This is a genomic window from Streptomyces sp. NPDC003691, assembly GCF_053981115.1.
The window spans coordinates 1-18,701 of record NZ_JBSFNQ010000091.1; the positions used below are offsets into that span (position 1 = coordinate 1).

Here is an 18,701-nt window from a genome sequence, read left to right on the forward strand (position 1 = left end):
GCCGTGCTCGGGGCCCCGGACGGTACGGCCGCCCGGCTTCTGCGGACGGGCGGCGAGCACCCCTTCGCCGGTACGTCGCTGGACGAGGTCCTCGCCGGGGAGCCCCCTCGGCATATCGTGCTCTGCCCCGACGGCTTCACCGAAGCCGATGCCGACGGTGATTCCGGCACCGGCACCGGCCCCGGTACGTACGCCGCGGTCCGCGGCGCGGCCGCCCGTGTCCTGGACCGGATCCGGGAGTTCCTCGCGGCGGACCGGGCGGACGGCTGCACCCTGGTGGTGCTCACCCGGCTGGCGTCCGACACCGGTTCCGGAGAGCCGCCCGGAAGCCTCGCCGGGGCCTCGGTCCAGGGTCTGGTGCGGTCCGCGCAGCGCGAGCACCCCGGCCGGATCCGGCTGGTGGACCTCGACGACGAGCAGGCGTCCTGGGCGCGCCTCGCCGGTACCTTCGCCCTCGCCGACGATCAGCTCGCCCTCCGCGACGGCGTATCCCTCGTCCCCCGGCTGGCGCAGGCCGGGCCCCCGGACCACCGGATCGGGCCGCCGGGCCCCGGCGCCCACCGGCTGGGCATCCCGGTCCGCGGGACCCTGGAGAACCTGACCTGGGTGCCCTGTCCCGAGGTGACGGCGCCCCTGACGAGCGGCCAGGTCCGGATCGCCGTCGAGGCCGCGGGGCTCAACTTCCGGGATGTCACGATGGCCCTGGGCCTGGTGGAGCGTACGGCTTTCGACGACGGGATCGGCAGTGAGGGCGCCGGAACCGTGCTGGAGATCGCGGACGATGTCACCGGTCTCGCCCCGGGCGACCGGGTGACCGGTCTCTTCCCGGGCGCCTTCGGCCGGGTCGCCGTCGCCGACCGGCGGCTGCTCGTCCCCGTGCCCGGGGACTGGAGCCACGCCGAGGCGGCGTCCGTACCGGGCGCCCACCTCACCGCCTACTACGCCCTGTGCCGCCTGGCCCGGCTCCGGAAGGGGCAGCGGATCCTCGTCCATGCCGCCGCGGGCGGTGTCGGGATGGCCGCCGTGCAACTGGCCCGGCACCTCGGCGCCGAGGTGTACGCCACCGCGAGCCCGGCCAAATGGCCCGCCCTGCGCGCCCTCGGACTCGACGACGAGCACCTGGCGTCCTCGCGGGATCTCGGATTCGCCGAACGGTTCCTGGAATCCTCCGGCGGCCGCGGTGTGGACGTCGTACTGAACTCCCTGGCGCACGGGTTCGTCGACGCCTCGCTGACCCTGCTGCCCCGGGGCGGCGATTTCATCGAGATGGGCAAGACCGACGTCCGGGACCCCGGGAAGGTGGCCGAAGAGCACCCCGGGGTCGTCTACCGGGCCTTCGACCTCTACGAGGCGGGCCCCGACGCGATCGCCGGGATGCTCCGGGCCGTCATGGAGCTCTTCGCCGACGGGCGGCTCCGGCTGGGACCGGTCACCGTCCACCCCGTCCGCGACGCCCGCGGGGCGTTCCGCGAGATGAGCCGCGGCCGCCACACCGGGAAGATCGTCTTTGATCTGGGCAGCGGGTTCGGCGGCGGAACCGTCCTGGTCACCGGGGGGACCGGGGGAGTGGGCTCGCTGGTCGCGCGGCATCTGGTCGCCGAACACGGGGTACGCAGCCTGGTGCTGGCCGGCCGCCGGGGTCCGGCGGCCGGGGGCGCCCGTGAACTGGCCGCGGAGCTGGCGGCAGCGGGAGCGACCGTCCGGGTCGTGGCGTGCGACGTGGCCGACCGGGCCGCCGTGGCGGAACTGCTCGCGGAGATGCCCCCCGGATACCCGCTCACGGCCGTCGTGCACGCGGCGGGGGTCTTGGCGGACGGCACCGTCGATTCGCTGACCGGGGACGACCTCGACCGGGTACTGCGGGTGAAGGCGGGCGGTGCGCTCCACCTCCACGAACTGACCCGCGGGCGCCCGCTGTCGGCGTTCGTCCTCTTCTCCGCGCTGGCCGGCACGCTCGGCACCGCGGGGCAGGCGAACTACGCGGCGGCCAACACGTTCCTGGACGGTCTCGCCGCCCGCCGCAGGGCCGCCGGTCTGGCCGGCACCGCCCTGTGCTGGGGCTGGTGGCAGCAGCCCAGCGGGATGACCGGGCAGCTGGACCCCACCGACCTCGCGCGGGTCCGGCGGCTGGGCATCGCCGCGATGCCGGCTGCCGAGGCCCTCGCCCTGTTCGACGCGGCGTGTGCGAACGGCAAACCCGTACTCGTTCCCGCCCGCCTAGACCTCGCCGTGCTGCGGAACCGGACCGGCGACGAGGTACCCGCGCTGCTCCGGGAGCTGGCGGACGGCGGCCGCCCGCGCCGGAGCGCACCGGACGCGTCCGGCGGAACCGGCCGCCCCGGGCTGCCGGAACGGGTGTCCCGGCTGCCGGAGGACGAGGCCGCCGCGGCCGTCCTGGATACGGTCCGCGACCAGGCCGCCGTGGTGCTCGGGCACGCCTCCGCCGCGTCCGTCGAACCCGACCGGGCCTTCACCCATCTCGGATTCGACTCGCTGACCTCGGTCGAACTGTGCAACCGGCTGGCTTCGTCCACCGGCTTGCGGCTGCCGTCGACCCTCGTCTTCAGCTACCCGACCCCGCGCGAGCTGAGTACGTACGTCCTCGCCCGGCTGCGGCCGGAACCGGGCCCGGCCGGCGACGACGCGGAGATCAGGGAGATTCTGCGGACCGTCCCGGTCGCCCGGCTGCGCAGCGCGGGCCTCCTGGACCAGGTCCTGGCCTGCGCCGAACCCCGGCCGGATCGGTCCCCGCCGCCCCCCGGCGTACCGGACCCGGACGGCGGCGCCACCGAAGGCGTACTGGCGGAGCTGAACCTCGACGCACTGGTCGATCTGGCCCTGGACGAGAGGGGGGAGTGATATGGAGACCTCCGCCGAGCCTCCGGCGGACGGCCGGGACCGGATCGAACGGGCCCTCCGTACGGTGCTGCAGGAACGGGACCGGCTCCGGCAGGAGAACGACGAACTGAGGGCGGGCCGCGGCGAACCGATCGCCGTGGTCGCCATGGCGTGCCGCTATCCGGGCGGGGTGGCGTCCCCGGAGGACCTGTGGGACCTGGTCCGCGACGGCGTCGACGCCGTGACCGGGTTTCCCGCCGATCGCGGCTGGCCGGACGTGTACGACCCGGACCCCGACAGCGCCGGCAGTTCCTACGTACGGCACGGCGGCTTTCTGGCCGGCGCGGCGGACTTCGACGCGGACTTCTTCGGCATCAGCCCGCGCGAGGCCCTGGCGGTCGACCCGCAGCACCGGCTGCTGCTGGAGACGTCGTGGGAGGTTTTCGAACGGGCGGGCATCGTGCCCGCGTCGGTCCGCGGGTCCGATACCGGCGTGTTCACCGGAATCAGCTCCGCCGAGTACGGGGCGCGCTTCCTGGGCGACACGAACGAGCTGGAGGGCTATCTGCTGCACGGCAGCGCGCCGAGCGTCGCGTCCGGCCGGGTCGCCTACCAGCTCGGACTGACCGGGCCCGCGCTCTCGGTGGACACGGCGTGCTCCTCGTCGCTGGTGGCCCTGCACCTGGCGGTGCGGTCGCTGCGCGCGGGCGAGTGCTCGCTCGCGCTGGCGGGCGGCGTGTCGGTGATGTCGACGCCCGCCGTCTTCGTGGAGTTCTCCCGGCAGCGCGGTCTGGCGCCCGACGGCCGCTGCCGGTCCTTCGCGGACGGCGCCGCCGGCACCGGCTGGGCCGAGGGGGTGGGGGTGCTGCTGCTGGAGCGGCTCTCCGACGCCCGTCGCCACGGCCGTCCCGTACTGGCCGTCGTACGCGGCTCGGCGATGAACCAGGACGGCGCCAGCAACGGGCTGACCGCCCCCAGCGGGCCCGCCCAGGAGAAGGTGATCCGCGCCGCGCTGGCGACCGCCGGCGTCGCCGCCGCCGAGGTCGACGCGGTGGAGGCACACGGCACCGGGACCGTGCTGGGCGATCCCATCGAGGCGGGTGCCCTGTTCGCGGTCTACGGGCGGGACCGGGACCCCGGCCGGCCGCTCCGGCTGGGCTCCCTGAAGTCGAACATCGGACACGCCCAGGCCGCGGCCGGGGTCGCCGGGGTCATCAAGACGGTGATGGCCATGCGCCACGGCTTCCTCCCGAAAACCCTGCACGCGGAGGTTCCCTCGCGCCATGTGGACTGGTCGCCGGGGGCGGTCGAACTGCTGGTGGAAGGGCGCGAGTGGACGCGGTCGCACGGTCCCCGGCGGGCCGGGGTGTCGTCCTTCGGGGTCAGCGGCACCAACGCGCATGTGATTCTGGAGGAGGCACCGCCCGCGGAACCCGCCGACGGGCCCGCCGCGGACCCGTCGGCCCCGGGCCGGCTGCTGCCCTGGGTGGTCTCGGGCCGCGGCCCGGCGGCCCTGGCGGACCAGGCGGCCCGGCTGCACGCGTACGTACTGGCCCGGCCGGACACGGATCCCGCGGACCTCGGCTGGTCCCTGGTGTCGGCCCGGACGCGGTTCGAGCACCGTGCGGTGGTCCTGGGCCGCGGCCGGGACGAACTGCTCGGCGGACTGGCGGCGCTCGGCCGGGGGACGGAGTCCGCCGCGGTCGAGAGCGGTGTCGCCGCCGAACTCGGCGGCACGGTCTTCATGTTCCCCGGACAGGGCTCGCAGTGGGCCGGTATGGGACGGCAGCTCTACGACACCTTCCCGGTCTTCGCCCGCCGTCTCGACGCATGCGCGGCCGCGCTGGGCGAATGGACGGACTGGTCGCTGCTCGACGTGGTGCACGGCGCCGCGGGGGCCCCTCCGCTGGAACGCGTGGACGTGGTGCAGCCCGCGCTGTTCTCGGTGATGGTGTCCCTGGCGGCGCTGTGGCGGTCCTGGGGCGTGGAACCGGCCGCGGTGGTGGGGCACAGCCAGGGCGAGATCGCCGCCGCCCAGGTCTGCGGCGCCCTCTCGCTGCGGGACGCCGGCCGGATCGTGGCGCTGCGCAGCAAGGCCCTGACGGAGCTGATCGGTCACGGCGGGATGGTGTCCGTCGAGGCATCCGCGGATCTCGTGGCGGACCGTCTCGTCCCGTGGCACGGCCGGCTGAGTGTCGCCGTCGTCAACGGACCCCGTTCGGTGGTGGTTTCCGGGGAACGGGAGGCTCTCGGCGAGTTCATCGCGAAAATGACCGCGGAAGGTGTCCGGACCCGGCGGATATCCGTGGAGTACGCCTCCCATTCCGATCAGGTGAGCCGGGTCCGCGAGCGGGTGCTCGGACAGCTTTCCGGTATCCGTCCGAAGACATCGGAACTGCCCTTCTGCTCGACGCTGCACGGAGAATTTGTCGACACCGCGGGGCTGAACGCCGAGTACTGGTACAAAAATCTGCGGGAGAAAGTCCTCTTCGAATCCTCCGTCCGGCGGCTGGCGGCCGGGGGCCACCGGGTCTTCATCGAGATGAGCCCCCATCCCGTGCTGACCGTCCCGGTGCAGGAGGTGCTCGAAGACGTCGACGACGCGGTGGTGCTGTCGTCGTCCCGGCGGGACCGCGAGGAGGCCGGGGCGGTGCTCGGTTCGCTGGCCCGGCTGCATGTCGCCGGCGGGACCGTGGACTGGGGCGCCGTGTTCGGGGAACGCCGCGGGACGGAGCTGCCGACCTACGCGTTCCAGCACCGGAGGTACTGGCTGGACTCCGCCCGTACGGCGGTGACGGCGCAGGTGCTCCCGCCCGGGCCGCCGGACTCCGGCGAACCGGCCGTACCCCTGGCGGACCGGGTCGCCGCCCTCCCCGGTGACCAGGCGGAGGCCCTGGTCCTGGACCATGTCGTCGAGCGGGTCGCGATCGTGCTCGGACACCCCTCGGCGGACGGTATCGACCCCGACCGGGACTTCAAGGACCTCGGATTCGACTCACTGCTCTCGGCGGAGCTGAGTAAACGCCTGGCCGCGTCGACCGGTGTCGGGCTGCGGGCGAACCTGGTGCTGCGATACCCGTCACCGAGACGGGTCGCCGGATTCCTCACCGCCTCCATGGGGCGGCGCGAGCCGGGCTGAACGCACCGTGCCGCACCGGACGCTTCCCGGTTCCGCGGGACCGTCCCGTCGACGGGACAACGGCGTTCCCCGGTCCGCGCCCGGCTCCCTTCCGGTCCGGTCCGGCAGTGTCTTGACCGCCCGTACCGCACCTGTGAAGGTGGAAATGATCTACTGAAATTCGCCTTTTCCCGGGCCTGTTCGCCGAGGAGATGATCCGTGTGAGTCCGCTCGGTACGTCGTCTGCGCAGAAAGGCCTCTGGCTGGCGCAGAAAATGACTCCCGAAATACTGAACCATGCCCTGATCCTCTGGGATGTGGACGGCGAACCGGACCCCGTGGTCATGGAATCCGCCTTTCGCCGGGTACTGGACGAGGCGGAGGTACTGCGGGTCAATTTCGCCGACGACCGGGGAGAACTGCGCCAGGTCCCGCGGGAACCGGGCGACTGGCGCCCCTTCTTCCTGGACTTCGCCGCGGCCCCGGACCCCGAGCAGGCCGCCAGAGAGGCCCTGGCCGAGCTGATCGGGCGCCCGTTCGACCTGGAGAAGGACCTGCTGCTGCGGCTGGGCATGATCCGGCTCGGCGAGGCCCGCTCCCTCGTGGTCATCGCCTACCACCATCTGGTCTCGGACGGATACGGCGCCGGGGGCCTGTTCTCCCGGCGCCTCGCCGAGGTGTACACGGCGCTGGCGGCCGGCGGGCCCGTACCGGATCCGCCGCACCCCTGGGACGCCGCGTCGCCCGCGGCCGAGGCCGCACGATACCTCGCGTCCCCGGAGTTCGCGGACGACACGGAGTTCTGGCGGGACTATCTCGCGGACGCCCCGCCCCCCGCCCGGGTGCCCGGCATCGCCCTCTCGGACACCATGGAATCCGCACTCTCCGAACCGGTGGGCCGCGCCGACCGCTGGTCGGAACTGGCCGAGGCCATCGGCATGGTGAGCCGGACCCTGACCGTGCCGCGGGCCGAGGCGGACCGGTGGACCGAGAGCGCGAAGTCGATGGGCGTATGGATGTCGTCGCTGCTGACGGCGGCCGCCGCCGTATATCTCAGACACCGGTGCGACCAGCCGGAGTTCCTGCTCTCCCTCGCCGTGGCCAACCGGACCGGCGAGGCAGGCCGTACACCGGCGCTGGCGGTGAACGTGGTCCCGGTGCGCGCGGCGGTACCGCTCGGAGCCACCTTCGAGGAGATCGCCGACGCCGTCGTCGACGAGACGTACGAGATCTCCGGCCATACGTCCTGCCACTACTCGGACATCCAGCGGGCGGCCGGAACCGCGCCCAGCGGCCGCGGTGGTTTCGGTGTCGTCCTCAACGTCGTCGGGTTCGCCGAAGAGCTCTCCTTCGCCGGCCTGCCGGCCCGTCATCTGGGCGGGACGACCGGGGCCTTCGACGAGCTGTCGGTCGGCGTCTACACCGACGGGAGCGCCGACAGCGACCTGTTCGTCCGGCTCGACGCCCCGGGGGGCCTCTACTCGCGCGCCGAGCTGCGCTTCGTCGGCGAGGAGCTGATCGACTGCATCCGTACGCTCACGGCCACCGGCTCCCGGCCCGTCGGAGCGCTGGATCCGGCCGGGGGCGCGGAACGGAGCCGGCGGGCAGGGGCCGGGGACGACACCGGCCCGCCCCTGCCGGGGCTGACGGTGCCCGAGCTGTTCGCCCGCAGCGCGGCGCGGTGCCCCGAGGCGGCCGCGCTGGTCTCCGGCGGCTCGGCCGTCTCCTACCGGGAACTCGACGAGCGGTCCGGCCGCCTGGCCGGAGTGCTCCGGCGGCAGTACGGGGTCGGCCCCGAGGTGGTCGTGGCGGTCGCCATGCCCCGCTCGGTCGACCTGGTCGTCGCGGTTCTCGCGGTGGTGCGGGCGGGCGGGGCGTATCTCCCGGTCGACCCGGCACCGCCGCGGGGGGATCCGGCGGGTCCGGCAGCCGGACCCCCCGGGGACGCCGCGGCCGCGCTGCTGATCACCGACACCCCGGCGGCGGCACCGCTCCTCGCCGGACCGGAGGTCCCGGTGGTGCTCTTCGGCGGCATCGATCCGGCCGCCGGCCCCGATGCCGGTGGCGCCGCGGAGGTCCCGGGGCCGCCGCACCCGGACGGCCTGCTGGCCGTACTGCACGGCACCGAAGAGGCCACCCGGGTGGCCGTCACCCACCGGAACCTGGAGCGGTTCGCCCTGGACAGCCAGTGGCGCGAGAGCGGCCGCGGCACGGTCCTGTGGCATTCGCCGCACACCTCCGACGGATTCCTCCCGGAGGTCTGGCTGCCCCTGCTCAACGGCGGCACCGTGCTGGTGGCGCCGCCGGGCGAACCGGACGCCGAAGCGCTGGCCGGGCTGATCGCGGCGGAACCCGTCTCCGCGGCCTGGCTGCCCGCCGGCCTGTTCGCCGCCGTCGCCGCGGAACGCCCCGGATGCCTCTCCGGACTGCGCGAGGTCTGGACCGGGGGCGACCGCGTTCCCGCCGCCGCGGTACGGCGCGTACGGGAGGCCTGCCCCGGACTGACCGTCGTCAGCGGCCACGGCCCGGTGGAGACTACCGTGTTCGCCGCCGCCCACCGTCCGGACCGGGACGGTCCGGCGCACCCGGCGGGTACCGTCGGCCGGCCGGTGGACCACACCGCCCTCCATGTGCTCGGACCGGGCCTGGCCCCGGTCCCCACCGGCGTGACCGGCGAGCTCTACGCGGCCGGGCCCGGCGTGGCACGCGGCCGCCCCGGACGGCCCGGCGCGACCGCGGAGCGGTTCGTCGCCTGTCCGTTCGGCGCCCCCGGCGGGCTGATGTACCGGACCGGGGACCGGGTGCGCAGGCGCGCCGACGGCCTGCTGGAGTACGTGGGCCGGGCCGGTGCCCGGCCGGAGATCCACGGGGAGCGGATCGAGCCCGCCGAGATCGAGGAGATGCTGGCCGGGCATCCCGGGCTGGCCCGCTCCGTGGTGACCGCCGCGGCGGACGCCTCCGGCCGGCCGCGGCTCGTGGCCCATGTGGTCCCGGCCGGCGGCCGGGATCCCGGCGACGCCCTCGCCGACGACGTGCGCAGGTTCGCCGCGGAACGGCTGCCGGAGTTCAAGGTGCCGTCGCTGGTCGTCCCGGTGGACCGGCTGCCCGTGACGGCGGGCGGCCGACTGGACCGGGCGGCCCTGCCCGTTCCCTCGTTCGACGGCGGGCGCCGGTACCGGGCGCCCCGCCACCGCGTCGAGCAAGTGCTGTCCGATGCCTTCGCCGAGGTTCTCGAAGTGGACCGGATCGGTATCGACGAGGACTTCTTCGACCTCGGCGGCAACTCCCTGCGGGCCATCAGGCTGGTCGGCCTGATCCGGGCGGAGCTGGGCCTGGAGGTCTCCATCCGGACCCTGTTCGCGGCACGTACCGTCGCCGGACTGTCGGACCGGCACCGGGACCTCGCGCGGTCGAGCCGGCCCGTGCTGCGCAGAAGGACGAAGGACGGTGAAATCGCCGGAGCGCGGCCCGTCCCGGCGGCGGACGCCGCCGGACCGTGAATCCGGTCGGTTTCCCCCGGATCCTGTCCCGCCGACAGGACACGAATGCATCGTCCGGGCGGACCCGCCGGTACCCGGTTCACCTCGACCGCGAAGTGCCGTGCACTTGAACGGCCCGCCGCGCCGGGTCTACGTTGGCCGCGCTCTCCGGCGGAAATGCCGTATCGCCCGGACATAGGTCGCAGTCGAAAGGGAAGACCACCGGTTGAAGATGACCGTGCACCATGCAGCCATGCCAGCGGGAGAATTCTCTATGCGGAATCGTGAAAACGAGATGTACGACGTGGTCGGCATTGGGTTCGGTCCGTCCAACCTGTCGCTCGCCATCGCCCTGGAAGAACATGCGGCGACTGCTCCGGAGAATGAGATCAATGCGGTCTTCTTCGAACGGCAGCCCGCCTTCGGCTGGCATCGCAACATGCTGCTGCCGTCGGCGACCATGCAGATATCCTTTCTCAAGGACCTGGTCACCTTCCGCAATCCGACGTCCAGTTTCAGTTTCATCGCCTATCTGCACGCCTCCGGGCGGCTCCCGGGGTTCGTCAACAACCAGGACTTCTTCCCCACCCGCCAGGAGTTCCACCAGTACCTGGAGTGGGCGCAGGAGCGGGTGGCCGACCGGGTCGCGTACGGCACCGAGGTGACCTCGGTCCGGCGCTCGCCCGGTGCCTTCCCGGACCGGCTCCGGCTGGAGGTGGCGGACGCCCGCGGGAACGTCCGCCGGGTCGAGACGCGCAATGTGGTGGTCTCCACCGGGCTGGTGCCGAGCATGCCCGCGGAGACCGAGCGCGACGAGCGGGTCTGGCACAGCTCGGAGTTCCTGGAGCGGTACCGCCGGACGGACCCCGGCGAGCTGCGCCGGGTCGCGGTGGCCGGCGCCGGCCAGAGCGCCGCGGAGATCGCCCGGTTCCTGTACGACGAACTGCCGCACGCGGAGGTGTACGCGGTGGTCCCCTCCTACGGGTACTCGGTCGCCGACGACACCCCCTTCGCCAACCGGATCTTCGACCCCGGAGCGGTCGACGACTACTACTTCGGCACCGAGCAGACCCGGAACGCCTTCTGGCGCTACCACCGCAACACCAACTACTCGGTCGTCGACGGCGATGTGATCAGGGAGCTGTACCGCAGGTCGTACGAGGACGACGTACGCGGCGTCCGACGGCTCCAACTCCTCAACCTGACCACGGTCACCGGCGTCAAGCGGGTCGGTACGGAGACCCGGGTCTCCCTGCAGGGCGGCCCCGACGCCGGACCGCGGGAACTCTCCGTCGACCTCCTCGTCTGCGCCACCGGCTACGACGCGATGGAGCCGGCCGGCCTGCTCGGCGACCTGGACCCGCTCTGCCTGCGCGACGAGGCGGGCCGCTACCGGGTGGAACGGGACTACCGCATCGTCACCGCCCCCGGGACCCGGTGCGGCATCTACCTCCAGGGCGGCACCGAGCACACCCACGGGCTCAGCTCCTCGTTGCTGTCCAACATCGCGGTGCGCAGCGGCGAGATCGCCGACTCCATCATCGGGCGGCGTGCCGCGGCGGCCGCCGCGGGCACCGTCCTCGCCGGGACCGGGGGAGACATCGCATGACCGGCGCCGACCAGGCCGTCCGGCGACGAGAGGGAGCATCCCGATGAGCGGTCCGGCGGAGGACCGGTGGCTGCGCCGGTACCGCGACGACGACGAGTGCGGGACCAAGCTTGTCTGCTTCCCCGCCGCGGGCGGCGGCGCGAGCGCCTACCGCACCTGGTCCGCCGGGCTGCCCTCGGACACCGGAGTACTCGCCGTCCGCTACCCGGGCCGGGAGGACCGGTTCGACGACGCCTTCCCGCCCCGGCTGGAAGCCCTGGCGGACGAGATCGCCGAAGCGCTCGGCGAACTGACCCGGCACCGGCTGGTGCTCTTCGGCCACAGCATGGGGGCTTCGGTGGCCCACGAGGTGGCCCTGCGCTTCCAGGAACGGGGCCGTCCGCCCGCCGCCCTGTGCGTATCCGGCAGACGGCCGACGCACGCCCTGGCCGGCCGTCAGATGATCTCCGGCACGGACGAGGAGATCATTGCCCATGTGGTCGGCTTCGACGCGAACCGCGCCGCGGTCTTCGCCGACCCCGACCTGCGCGAGATCGTGCTCCCCGCGGTCCGGGCGGACTACCACCTGGTGGACGACTACTCCGGTGGTCACCGGCCGCTGCTCGACTGCCCGGTCTACGGCTACACCGGCGACCGGGATTCCGAGGTGACGCCGGAACAGATGGGCCGCTGGGCGGAGCTCACCCATGACACGTTCCGGCTCCTCGTGCTGCCCGGCGGACACTTCTACCTCCGGGCGGAGGAGAATGCACTGCTGACGGATCTGAGTAAAGTCCTGGACGATATCAAGTCGCGTACCAGGACTCCTTGACCGGAGGTCCTGCCGTATTCGGCCCAAAGGAACAGCGCATATCGCTCCGGTAGTTATTCTCGGAAGACGGCCGTGCTACGCTCGCGATGCGGATCCGGGCAATCGAAGACGCCGATGCGGCGGAAGTGCCGCTTGCCCGCAGAGTACCGCCGCGCCCCGAAACGCCCATCGGCCCGGCGGCCAGGAATTTCCTGAATCTCTTTCGAAAACCTTTCCGAGGCTCTGCCCGAATCGATGCGGAGCGCGAAAGTACGAGTTCAGCGTCAACTCATTGGTGAAATCGCTTGCGGTCCCCCGACCGGCCGGCCGGAAGACCGCCGGTCTCATGAGCGACCTTGGCCCAGGGATGGCAGATGGCAAGTAAATCGACCGCGCCGACCGCACCCGCGCCGCGCCCCTCGTTATGGGGCGGCCCGGCGGAACCGCCGTGCCTGCTGGACGCGCTGGCCGCGACCGCGGAGAAGCGCCGGGACGAGGTCGCGATCCACGACGGCGGCCGGGAGCTGACCTACGGTGAGCTGGCCCGCTGGACGGAAAGCATCGCCGCGGCCCTGGTGGAGCACGGAATACGCCCGGGCGACCGGGTGGCGATCACCGGCCCGCGAAGTGCCGCGATCGTGTCGGCGATGCTCGCCACGGTACGGATCGGCGCCACCTATGTACCGCTGGACGCCGAGTACCCGGTGAAGCGCCTCGAACACATGAAGACCGACAGCGGCGCCCGGATACTCCTCCATACCGGCGGTGAGCCCGGGTACGCGGCCGGTGTACCGTCCCTGCCGATCCCGCCGCCCCCCGGCGGTCCGGGTACGGACCCGCCCGCCGACCCGCTCACCACTCCGTATCCCTGCCGGCCGGACCTCCCCGTCTACATCATCTACACCTCCGGGTCGACGGGCCTGCCCAAGGGGGTCGCGCTGCCGCACCGCTCCATCGACAACATGGCGGACTGGCAGCGGAACCATTCGGTACGGCCGGATCTGCGGACCGCCCAGTTCACGCCGCTCAACTTCGACGTGTGGTTCCAGGAGGTCCTCGGCACCCTGGGCGGCGGGGGCACGCTGGTGATCATGCCCGAGCCGCTGCGCCGCGACCCGATCGCGCTGCTCGACTGGCTGGCGGAGAACCGGATCGAGCGCCTGTTCCTGCCGTATGTGGCGCTGAACATGCTCACCGTCGCCGCGGCCGCCGCCGATTCGCTCGAAGGCCTCGTGCTCCGGGAAGTGAACCTCGGTGGTGAACAGCTGGTCTGCACCCCCGTACTGCGGGACTTCTTCCGGCGTCTGCCGGACTGCCGGCTGAACATCCACTACGGGCAGAGCGAGTCCGCCATGGTCACGGCGCACACCCTGACCGGGAACCCGGCGCAGTGGCCCGTGCTGCCCCCGGTCGGCCGGCCGCTGCCGGGCTGCGAGGTCGTCGTCGACCCCGCCGACCCCGCGGAACCGGAGGTGGGTGAGCTGCTGGTGGCCGGGCGGCCCCTGTCGACCGGGTATCTCAACCAGCCGGCCCTCAACGCGGCGCGGTACATCCCCCTGGACCATTCCGGGCACGGCCACGACCGGGCCTTCCGCACCGGTGACCTGGTACGGGTCGAGGACGGCGTCATCCACTACGTCGGCCGGGCCGACAACGAAGTGAAGATCCGCGGAGTCCGGGTGAACCCGCTGGAGGTGGACGCCTGTCTGCTCGGGCAGCCCGGCGTCACGGAGGCGGTCTGTGTGCCGATCGAGATCACGGAGGGCTCCCGCCAGCTGCGGGCGGCCGTCACCGTGGATCCGGCGGGGCCCGCCTTCGACGGCGGCCGGGCACTGGCCGCACTGGGCGGGCTGCTGCCCGGTCCGTCGGTGCCGGTCTCCGTCAGCGTGCTGGCCGAACTGCCCCGGACACCCAGCGGCAAGGCCGACCGGAAGGCGGTCGCCCGGCTGCTGGCGGACCTTCATCTGCCCGGCCGGGACCGGGGAGAGACCCCCAGCACATGAAGGTTGCGGACGAATCGCCAGCGCAGACAGGGGTGTGACATGGAAGGCGACTTCGAGACGGAGACGGAACGCCGGCTCGCGACGGTATGGGCGGATGTCCTGAAGCTCGACAAGGTCGGTCGTGACCAGGATTTCTTCGGCCTCGGCGGGGACTCCCTGCTGGCCACCAAAGTGGTGCTGGAGGCCCGCCGGGTCTGGCAGATCGATTTCACGGTACGGATCCTGATCGACACACCGGTCCTGGCCGACCTGGCCGCGCGTATCGACCGGTCGGTGACCGACGCGGGGCGGCAGGTCCGCAATGCTCATTGAAGGCATCCCGGTCAGGGCCCGGAGCAGGGGCCGCGAGCGCCGGAAGGTCGTGCTCGTCGAGATCCCCACCTACGAGAACATCCTGCCGCTGGCATCCGGCTACATCCAGGCGTGCGCGCAGGAAGACCTGGAGGTGGGGCCGGACCACACCTTCGAAATAGTCTCCTACCCGGTCACCGACGACCGGCACAAGCTGCTGGAGGAGCTGGCCGGCAAGTACGCCGACATCTATACCTTCAGCTGTTACATCTGGAACATGAAGCTGGTCAGCTGGCTGCTGAAGGAGCTGCGCGAGCGCCAGCCGGACGCTCATTACCTGCTCGGCGGACCCCAGGTGATGAACCATGCCGAGACCTATCTCGCGGATGCCCCGGCGAACGTCTACATCTGCAACGGGGAAGGGGAACGGACCTCCGTCGAGTTCTTCAGACAGCTCAACGGCCCGGAGCCCGACCTGCACCAGGTTCCCGGGATCAGCTTCTGGTCCGGCGGCGAGCTCGTCACCACCGAACCCGCGCCGCGCATCAGCAACCTCATGGAGATCCCCTCGCCGTTCCTCACCGGTGTCTTCGACGGCCGGGAGTTCAGCATGGGAATCCTGGAGACCAACCGCGGCTGCCCCTTCCGCTGCACCTTCTGCTACTGGGGTGCCGCCACCAACTCCAAGGTGATCAAATTCGAGGAGGAGCGGATCAGGGCCGAACTCGACTGGATCGCCGACAACGGACTCTCCGGTCTCTTCATCGCCGATGCGAACTGGGGCCAGTCACCCCGTGACGTGGCGATGACGGAGCACATCGTGGCGCGCAAGCAGGAAGTCGGCTACCCCCTGGTCGTCTATATGGCGGCCACCAAGAACCGGCCCGAACGCATGGCCCAGATAACCGAGATCTTCGTCCGCGGCGATCTGATGGTGACCCAGCCGATCTCGCTGCAGACACTGAATCCCGAGGCCCTCAAGCTCGTGGACCGGTCCAATATCCGTGAAGAGACCTTCGTGGAGCTGCAGCGCACGCTGAGGGAGAAGCAGATCAGCTCCTACGTGGAGCTGATCTGGCCGCTCCCGGGCGAGACCTCGCAGTCCTTCAAGGACGGGCTGACGAAGCTGTGCCGGTCCTATGCCGACACCGTCATCGTGTATCCGCAGCTCCTCCTGCACAACACCCCCATGTACCACCAGGTCGAAGAGTACGGCCTGGTCACCGAGCCCGTGCCGAGCGATGTCTCCGAGGCGGACGTCGTGGTCGCCACCAAATGGGTGACCAAGGAGGAGTGCCGGGAGGCCTACTGGCTCTACCACGCCATGCACACGGTCTACAATATGCGCGGACTTTTCCTGCTCTCGGGATACCTCGACTCGGCCGGAATCGTCTCCTACGGAGATCTCTACGAGAGCGTCGCCCGCTATCTGAAACAGCGGACGGACTCCGAGGTCCTCCGGCTCATCGCCGATTCGCTGGCCGATCTGACCAATTACGATGTGCTCCTCAGCGGGAAGATCGGCCATATGATCCTCAGCACTCATCGCGAGGATTTCGACAGTGTGCTGGCCGACTACGTCACCTCCCAGGAGTGGTGGTCCGACCCGATGGCCCGGCAGGCCTTCGAGATGGATCTGATCGCCCGGCCCTATATCTACCGCGAACCGGTGAGCGTGCCGGACTACGGTTTCGAAGAGATCACGGTGCGGGGCCTGGGCGACGCCGAGACCTTCGTCGTCGAGGTCTCCGCGGAGCTGGCCCGGCTGCTGACGGACCGGGAGATGCTCGAAGCCGGTGCGCAGGGCGACCCCGTGTCGGGACGCGTCGTCCTGCGGGTGAACCACCACGCCCGGCAGAAGATGCCGTACATGCCGCAGCGCAGCCTCGAACACAACGCGAACTACTGCCACGGGACGGTCCTGCGCTTCCGGGAGATCCTGCCCTTCGTCGAGGCCGATGCCCCCGGCGCCGGAACGGCCCCGGCCGCCGGATGAGCTTCCCCGGGCAGATGGGGAAACAACAGGAAGGACGCCGCCCCGTGGAGCTGTCCCGCTCCGGAAGCAAGATGGCGAGCCTGTCGGGGCTCCGCCTCATCATGGAGGACATCGCCACCACGACCGGCTCCGCCACCGGAAAGGAGTGGCTCAACCTCGGCATCGGCAATCCCGCGGCCCTGCCCGAGGTCCGGGAGGCCTGGCGGCGGACGACCGCCGAGGCACTGGAGGCCTCCTTCGGCGACGTCAGCTGTGCGTACGGGCCGTCCCGGGGGCTCCCCGAACTGGTCGAGGGCATCGCCGGCTACTTCGGCCGGCGCTACGGCTGGGAACTGGGGCCGCGGAACATCGTGGTCGGGCCCGGCAGCCAGATGCTCTGCTTCATCGCCGCGGCGCTCTTCACCGGAGCGGGCCCGGCCCGCAACACCCGGCTGGTCCTGCCGATGACCCCCGACTACACGGGCTACCAGGGACTCTCCCTCACCGCCGAGTCGATCACCGGTGTCGCGCCACTGCTGCGCCTCCAGGGCGAACGGTCGTTCCGCTATCTGTTCGACTTCCCCGCCCTGGAGCGGCTCGACGACGTCGGGCTCATGCTGCTGTCCAGCCCCAGCAATCCCGCGGGCCGCTGTGCCTCGCCCGACGAGATCGGGAGCCTGCTCCGGGCCGCCCGCGGCCACGGCGTCCCCCTGGTGGTGGACAACGCCTACGGTGCCCCGTTCCCCGGCATCGGATCCGTCACGGCGCCCGTATGGGACGAAGGCATCCTCAACGTCTTCTCCGTCTCCAAGGCGGGACTCCCCGGGGAGCGGCTGGGTTTCGCCGTCGGACCGGAGCAGTACATCGAGCCGGTCGTCTCGTTCCTGTCGAACTCCGCGCTGCACGCCCCCCAGCTCGTCCAGTCGGTGCTGGCCCGTGCCCTGCGCTCCGAGGTCCTGGACACCCTGGTCAGCTCGGTGATCGGCCCCTTCTACGCGGAACGCAGAAAGTACGTGGAGACGCTGCTGGCCGGGACGCTGCCCGCGGACATCGGCTGGCATCTGTACGCGGCCGAAGGCGGGATGTTCTGCTGGGTGTGGGTGGACGAGGAGTGGTTCGACGATCTGACCCTGTACGAGCTGCTCAAGAGCAGAGGAGTCTTCGTGGTGCCGGGGAGGTACTTCTTCACCGGCCCCGCGTCCGGCCGTTGTCCCGGCCGCCATGCCCGGCAGTGCTTCCGTATCAGCATCACTCCCGATCCGCGCACCCTCGCCGCGGGAGTGGAGGTGATCGCCTCGGTGCTGACGGACATGCGGGACGGACGGGACGGCCCGCGGACACCCGTCTGACCTCTCACGGTGCGCCGGCGCCGGGGGGCGCGGAGGGCGGCGCACCGTGCAGCTGCCGGAAGGCGCAGGCGGCGGAGACGAGCGCCATATGGTGGTACCAGCCGGGGTAGGAGCGGCCCTCGAAGTCCAGCAGCCCGAAGTCCTTCTCCAGGGACTCCAGTACGGTCCTCGTCCCGTTCTGCAGAGCCGCGATCGACGCCAGCTCCGCGGCGGTGTGATGGGTGAGACTGGTGATCCATACCGGGCTCGTGGCGCGGTCCCGGCCGACCGTGGTGAAGAGCCGGCAGACCGGGCCGGGGACCCGCACCGGGGAATCGCCCGGCAGCCGGGCGAGCGGCGTACGGTGGCCGGCCGGCAGCCGGACCAGCGCGGTCTGGAGCTGGGTGACCGGCGGGGACCCGCCCGGACCGGGGACCACGACCGTCTCCCGGCTCTGGGTGAGCACCAGATTGCGCGCGCTCATCGGTACCGTGGCGCCCTCCCCGGCTTGCACCACGGTGAGCTGCGGAGGGATCCCGACCACGAAATCGCGCCGCCGGTTCGCCAGCTCCTGGAGCAGGAGACCCGCGTCGGGCTCGTCGCTCAGATCGACCAGGACGACGGACGACAGGGAGCCGGTACGGGCCGAAAGCCGGTCGGTCAGCCGGAGGGCGTGCGCCCAGAGCGGCCGGTACTCCTCGTCCGCGGGGACCCGTGCGTCCCTGCGCCGGCCGGGGTCCTGCGTCCAGCTCGGCGGCAGGTGCAGCCGCCAGTCGACCGGAATCTGCAGGGTGCCCGTGCAGAGAAAGGAGCCCAGCCCGAGCTGGCAGTTGAGGGTACGGCCTGAGGACCGGTCGAAGTAGCGGTGGACCCCCACCGAGCGGTCGCCGCGCTTGGGCAGGACGGCGCGGCCGATGGACCAGACGGGAGCGGGCCTGCGGTCGGTCACCCGCCGGGTGAGCTCCGCCATGACCTCGTCGAAGTCCCACGGGCTCAGACTGACGAACTGGCGCAGTGACTGTACGGCGGACGGATCGCGCGAGACGGCGGCGGCGAGCCGGCGTACCGATTTCTTGCCCGGGGTGACCAGAAGGCCTTTCAGATACGCGTGCGCCCAGTTGCGCTGATCGATTCGGCGCAGGCTTCTGAAGATCGTCCTGCTGTAACGATCCAAGGATAATTCATAACCGCTGTCGAAATCCGCGCCTGATGGCACCGACGAGATGCCGGAACGGGCTGTGGGCATGCCGCAATAACTCCCCCGCGGTTA

10 protein-coding genes are annotated in these 18,701 nt (G+C 71.6%); 9 read left to right on the forward strand and 1 reads right to left on the reverse strand.

Annotated elements, in window-relative coordinates:
- The 9 genes from ACWDR0_RS29215 to ACWDR0_RS29255 form a co-directional block, all read left to right on the forward strand.
- Positions 1-2,859: SDR family NAD(P)-dependent oxidoreductase (locus tag ACWDR0_RS29215; protein WP_456354796.1), on the forward strand; the 2,859-nt coding region annotated here is incomplete at its 5' end.
- A gap of 1 nt (position 2,860) precedes the next feature.
- Positions 2,861-5,977 carry a type I polyketide synthase gene (locus ACWDR0_RS29220; RefSeq protein WP_456354797.1) on the forward strand — a complete coding sequence of 1,039 codons (3,117 nt, stop codon included), beginning with the start codon at positions 2,861-2,863 and terminating at the stop codon, positions 5,975-5,977.
- A gap of 191 nt (positions 5,978-6,168) precedes the next feature.
- Positions 6,169-9,456 carry an AMP-binding protein gene (locus tag ACWDR0_RS29225; RefSeq protein WP_456354798.1) on the forward strand — a complete coding sequence of 1,096 codons (3,288 nt, stop codon included), beginning with the start codon at positions 6,169-6,171 and terminating at the stop codon, positions 9,454-9,456.
- Positions 9,457-9,709: 253 nt separating this feature from the next.
- Positions 9,710-11,044: a lysine N(6)-hydroxylase/L-ornithine N(5)-oxygenase family protein gene (locus ACWDR0_RS29230; RefSeq protein WP_456354799.1), complete on the forward strand. Its 1,335-nt coding sequence runs from the start codon at positions 9,710-9,712 to the stop codon at positions 11,042-11,044.
- Between the two features lie 43 nt (positions 11,045-11,087).
- The gene (locus ACWDR0_RS29235) at positions 11,088-11,855 is read left to right on the forward strand and encodes a thioesterase II family protein (RefSeq protein WP_456354800.1); all 768 of its coding nucleotides are present in this window, start codon (positions 11,088-11,090) and stop codon (positions 11,853-11,855) included.
- Between the two features lie 353 nt (positions 11,856-12,208).
- Positions 12,209-13,837 (forward strand): AMP-binding protein, encoded by a 1,629-nt coding sequence (locus tag ACWDR0_RS29240; RefSeq protein WP_456354801.1) that lies wholly within the window; start codon positions 12,209-12,211, stop codon positions 13,835-13,837.
- Between the two features lie 39 nt (positions 13,838-13,876).
- On the forward strand, positions 13,877-14,149 hold the full coding sequence (locus ACWDR0_RS29245; RefSeq protein ID WP_456354802.1) for a phosphopantetheine-binding protein: 273 nt from the start codon (positions 13,877-13,879) through the stop codon (positions 14,147-14,149).
- Complete coding sequence (locus tag ACWDR0_RS29250; RefSeq protein WP_456354803.1) at positions 14,139-16,124, forward strand: B12-binding domain-containing radical SAM protein; 1,986 nt, start codon at positions 14,139-14,141, stop codon at positions 16,122-16,124. The genes ACWDR0_RS29245 and ACWDR0_RS29250 overlap by 11 nt, the downstream gene beginning before the upstream one ends.
- 44 nt (positions 16,125-16,168) lie before the next feature.
- Positions 16,169-17,452 carry an aminotransferase class I/II-fold pyridoxal phosphate-dependent enzyme gene (locus tag ACWDR0_RS29255; RefSeq protein WP_456354804.1) on the forward strand — a complete coding sequence of 428 codons (1,284 nt, stop codon included), beginning with the start codon at positions 16,169-16,171 and terminating at the stop codon, positions 17,450-17,452.
- A gap of 4 nt (positions 17,453-17,456) precedes the next feature.
- On the opposite strand, the gene ACWDR0_RS29260 is transcribed toward ACWDR0_RS29255, so the two are convergent.
- A complete protein-coding gene (locus ACWDR0_RS29260; protein WP_456354805.1) occupies positions 17,457-18,677 on the reverse strand; it encodes an IS701 family transposase in 1,221 nt (406 codons plus the stop codon).
- Positions 18,678-18,701: the final 24 nt, after the last annotated feature.

Coding starts and splice junctions, on each gene's coding strand:
- ACWDR0_RS29225 (WP_456354798.1), top strand. CDS start 6,169: ATGATCCGTGTGAGTCCGCTCGGTACGTCGTCTGCGCAGAAAGGCCTC.
- ACWDR0_RS29250 (WP_456354803.1), top strand. CDS start 14,139: ATGCTCATTGAAGGCATCCCGGTCAGGGCCCGGAGCAGGGGCCGCGAG.
- ACWDR0_RS29230 (WP_456354799.1), top strand. CDS start 9,710: ATGCGGAATCGTGAAAACGAGATGTACGACGTGGTCGGCATTGGGTTC.
- ACWDR0_RS29240 (WP_456354801.1), top strand. CDS start 12,209: ATGGCAAGTAAATCGACCGCGCCGACCGCACCCGCGCCGCGCCCCTCG.
- ACWDR0_RS29235 (WP_456354800.1), top strand. CDS start 11,088: ATGAGCGGTCCGGCGGAGGACCGGTGGCTGCGCCGGTACCGCGACGAC.
- ACWDR0_RS29220 (WP_456354797.1), top strand. CDS start 2,861: ATGGAGACCTCCGCCGAGCCTCCGGCGGACGGCCGGGACCGGATCGAA.
- ACWDR0_RS29245 (WP_456354802.1), top strand. CDS start 13,877: ATGGAAGGCGACTTCGAGACGGAGACGGAACGCCGGCTCGCGACGGTA.
- ACWDR0_RS29260 (WP_456354805.1), bottom strand. CDS start 18,677: ATGCCCACAGCCCGTTCCGGCATCTCGTCGGTGCCATCAGGCGCGGAT.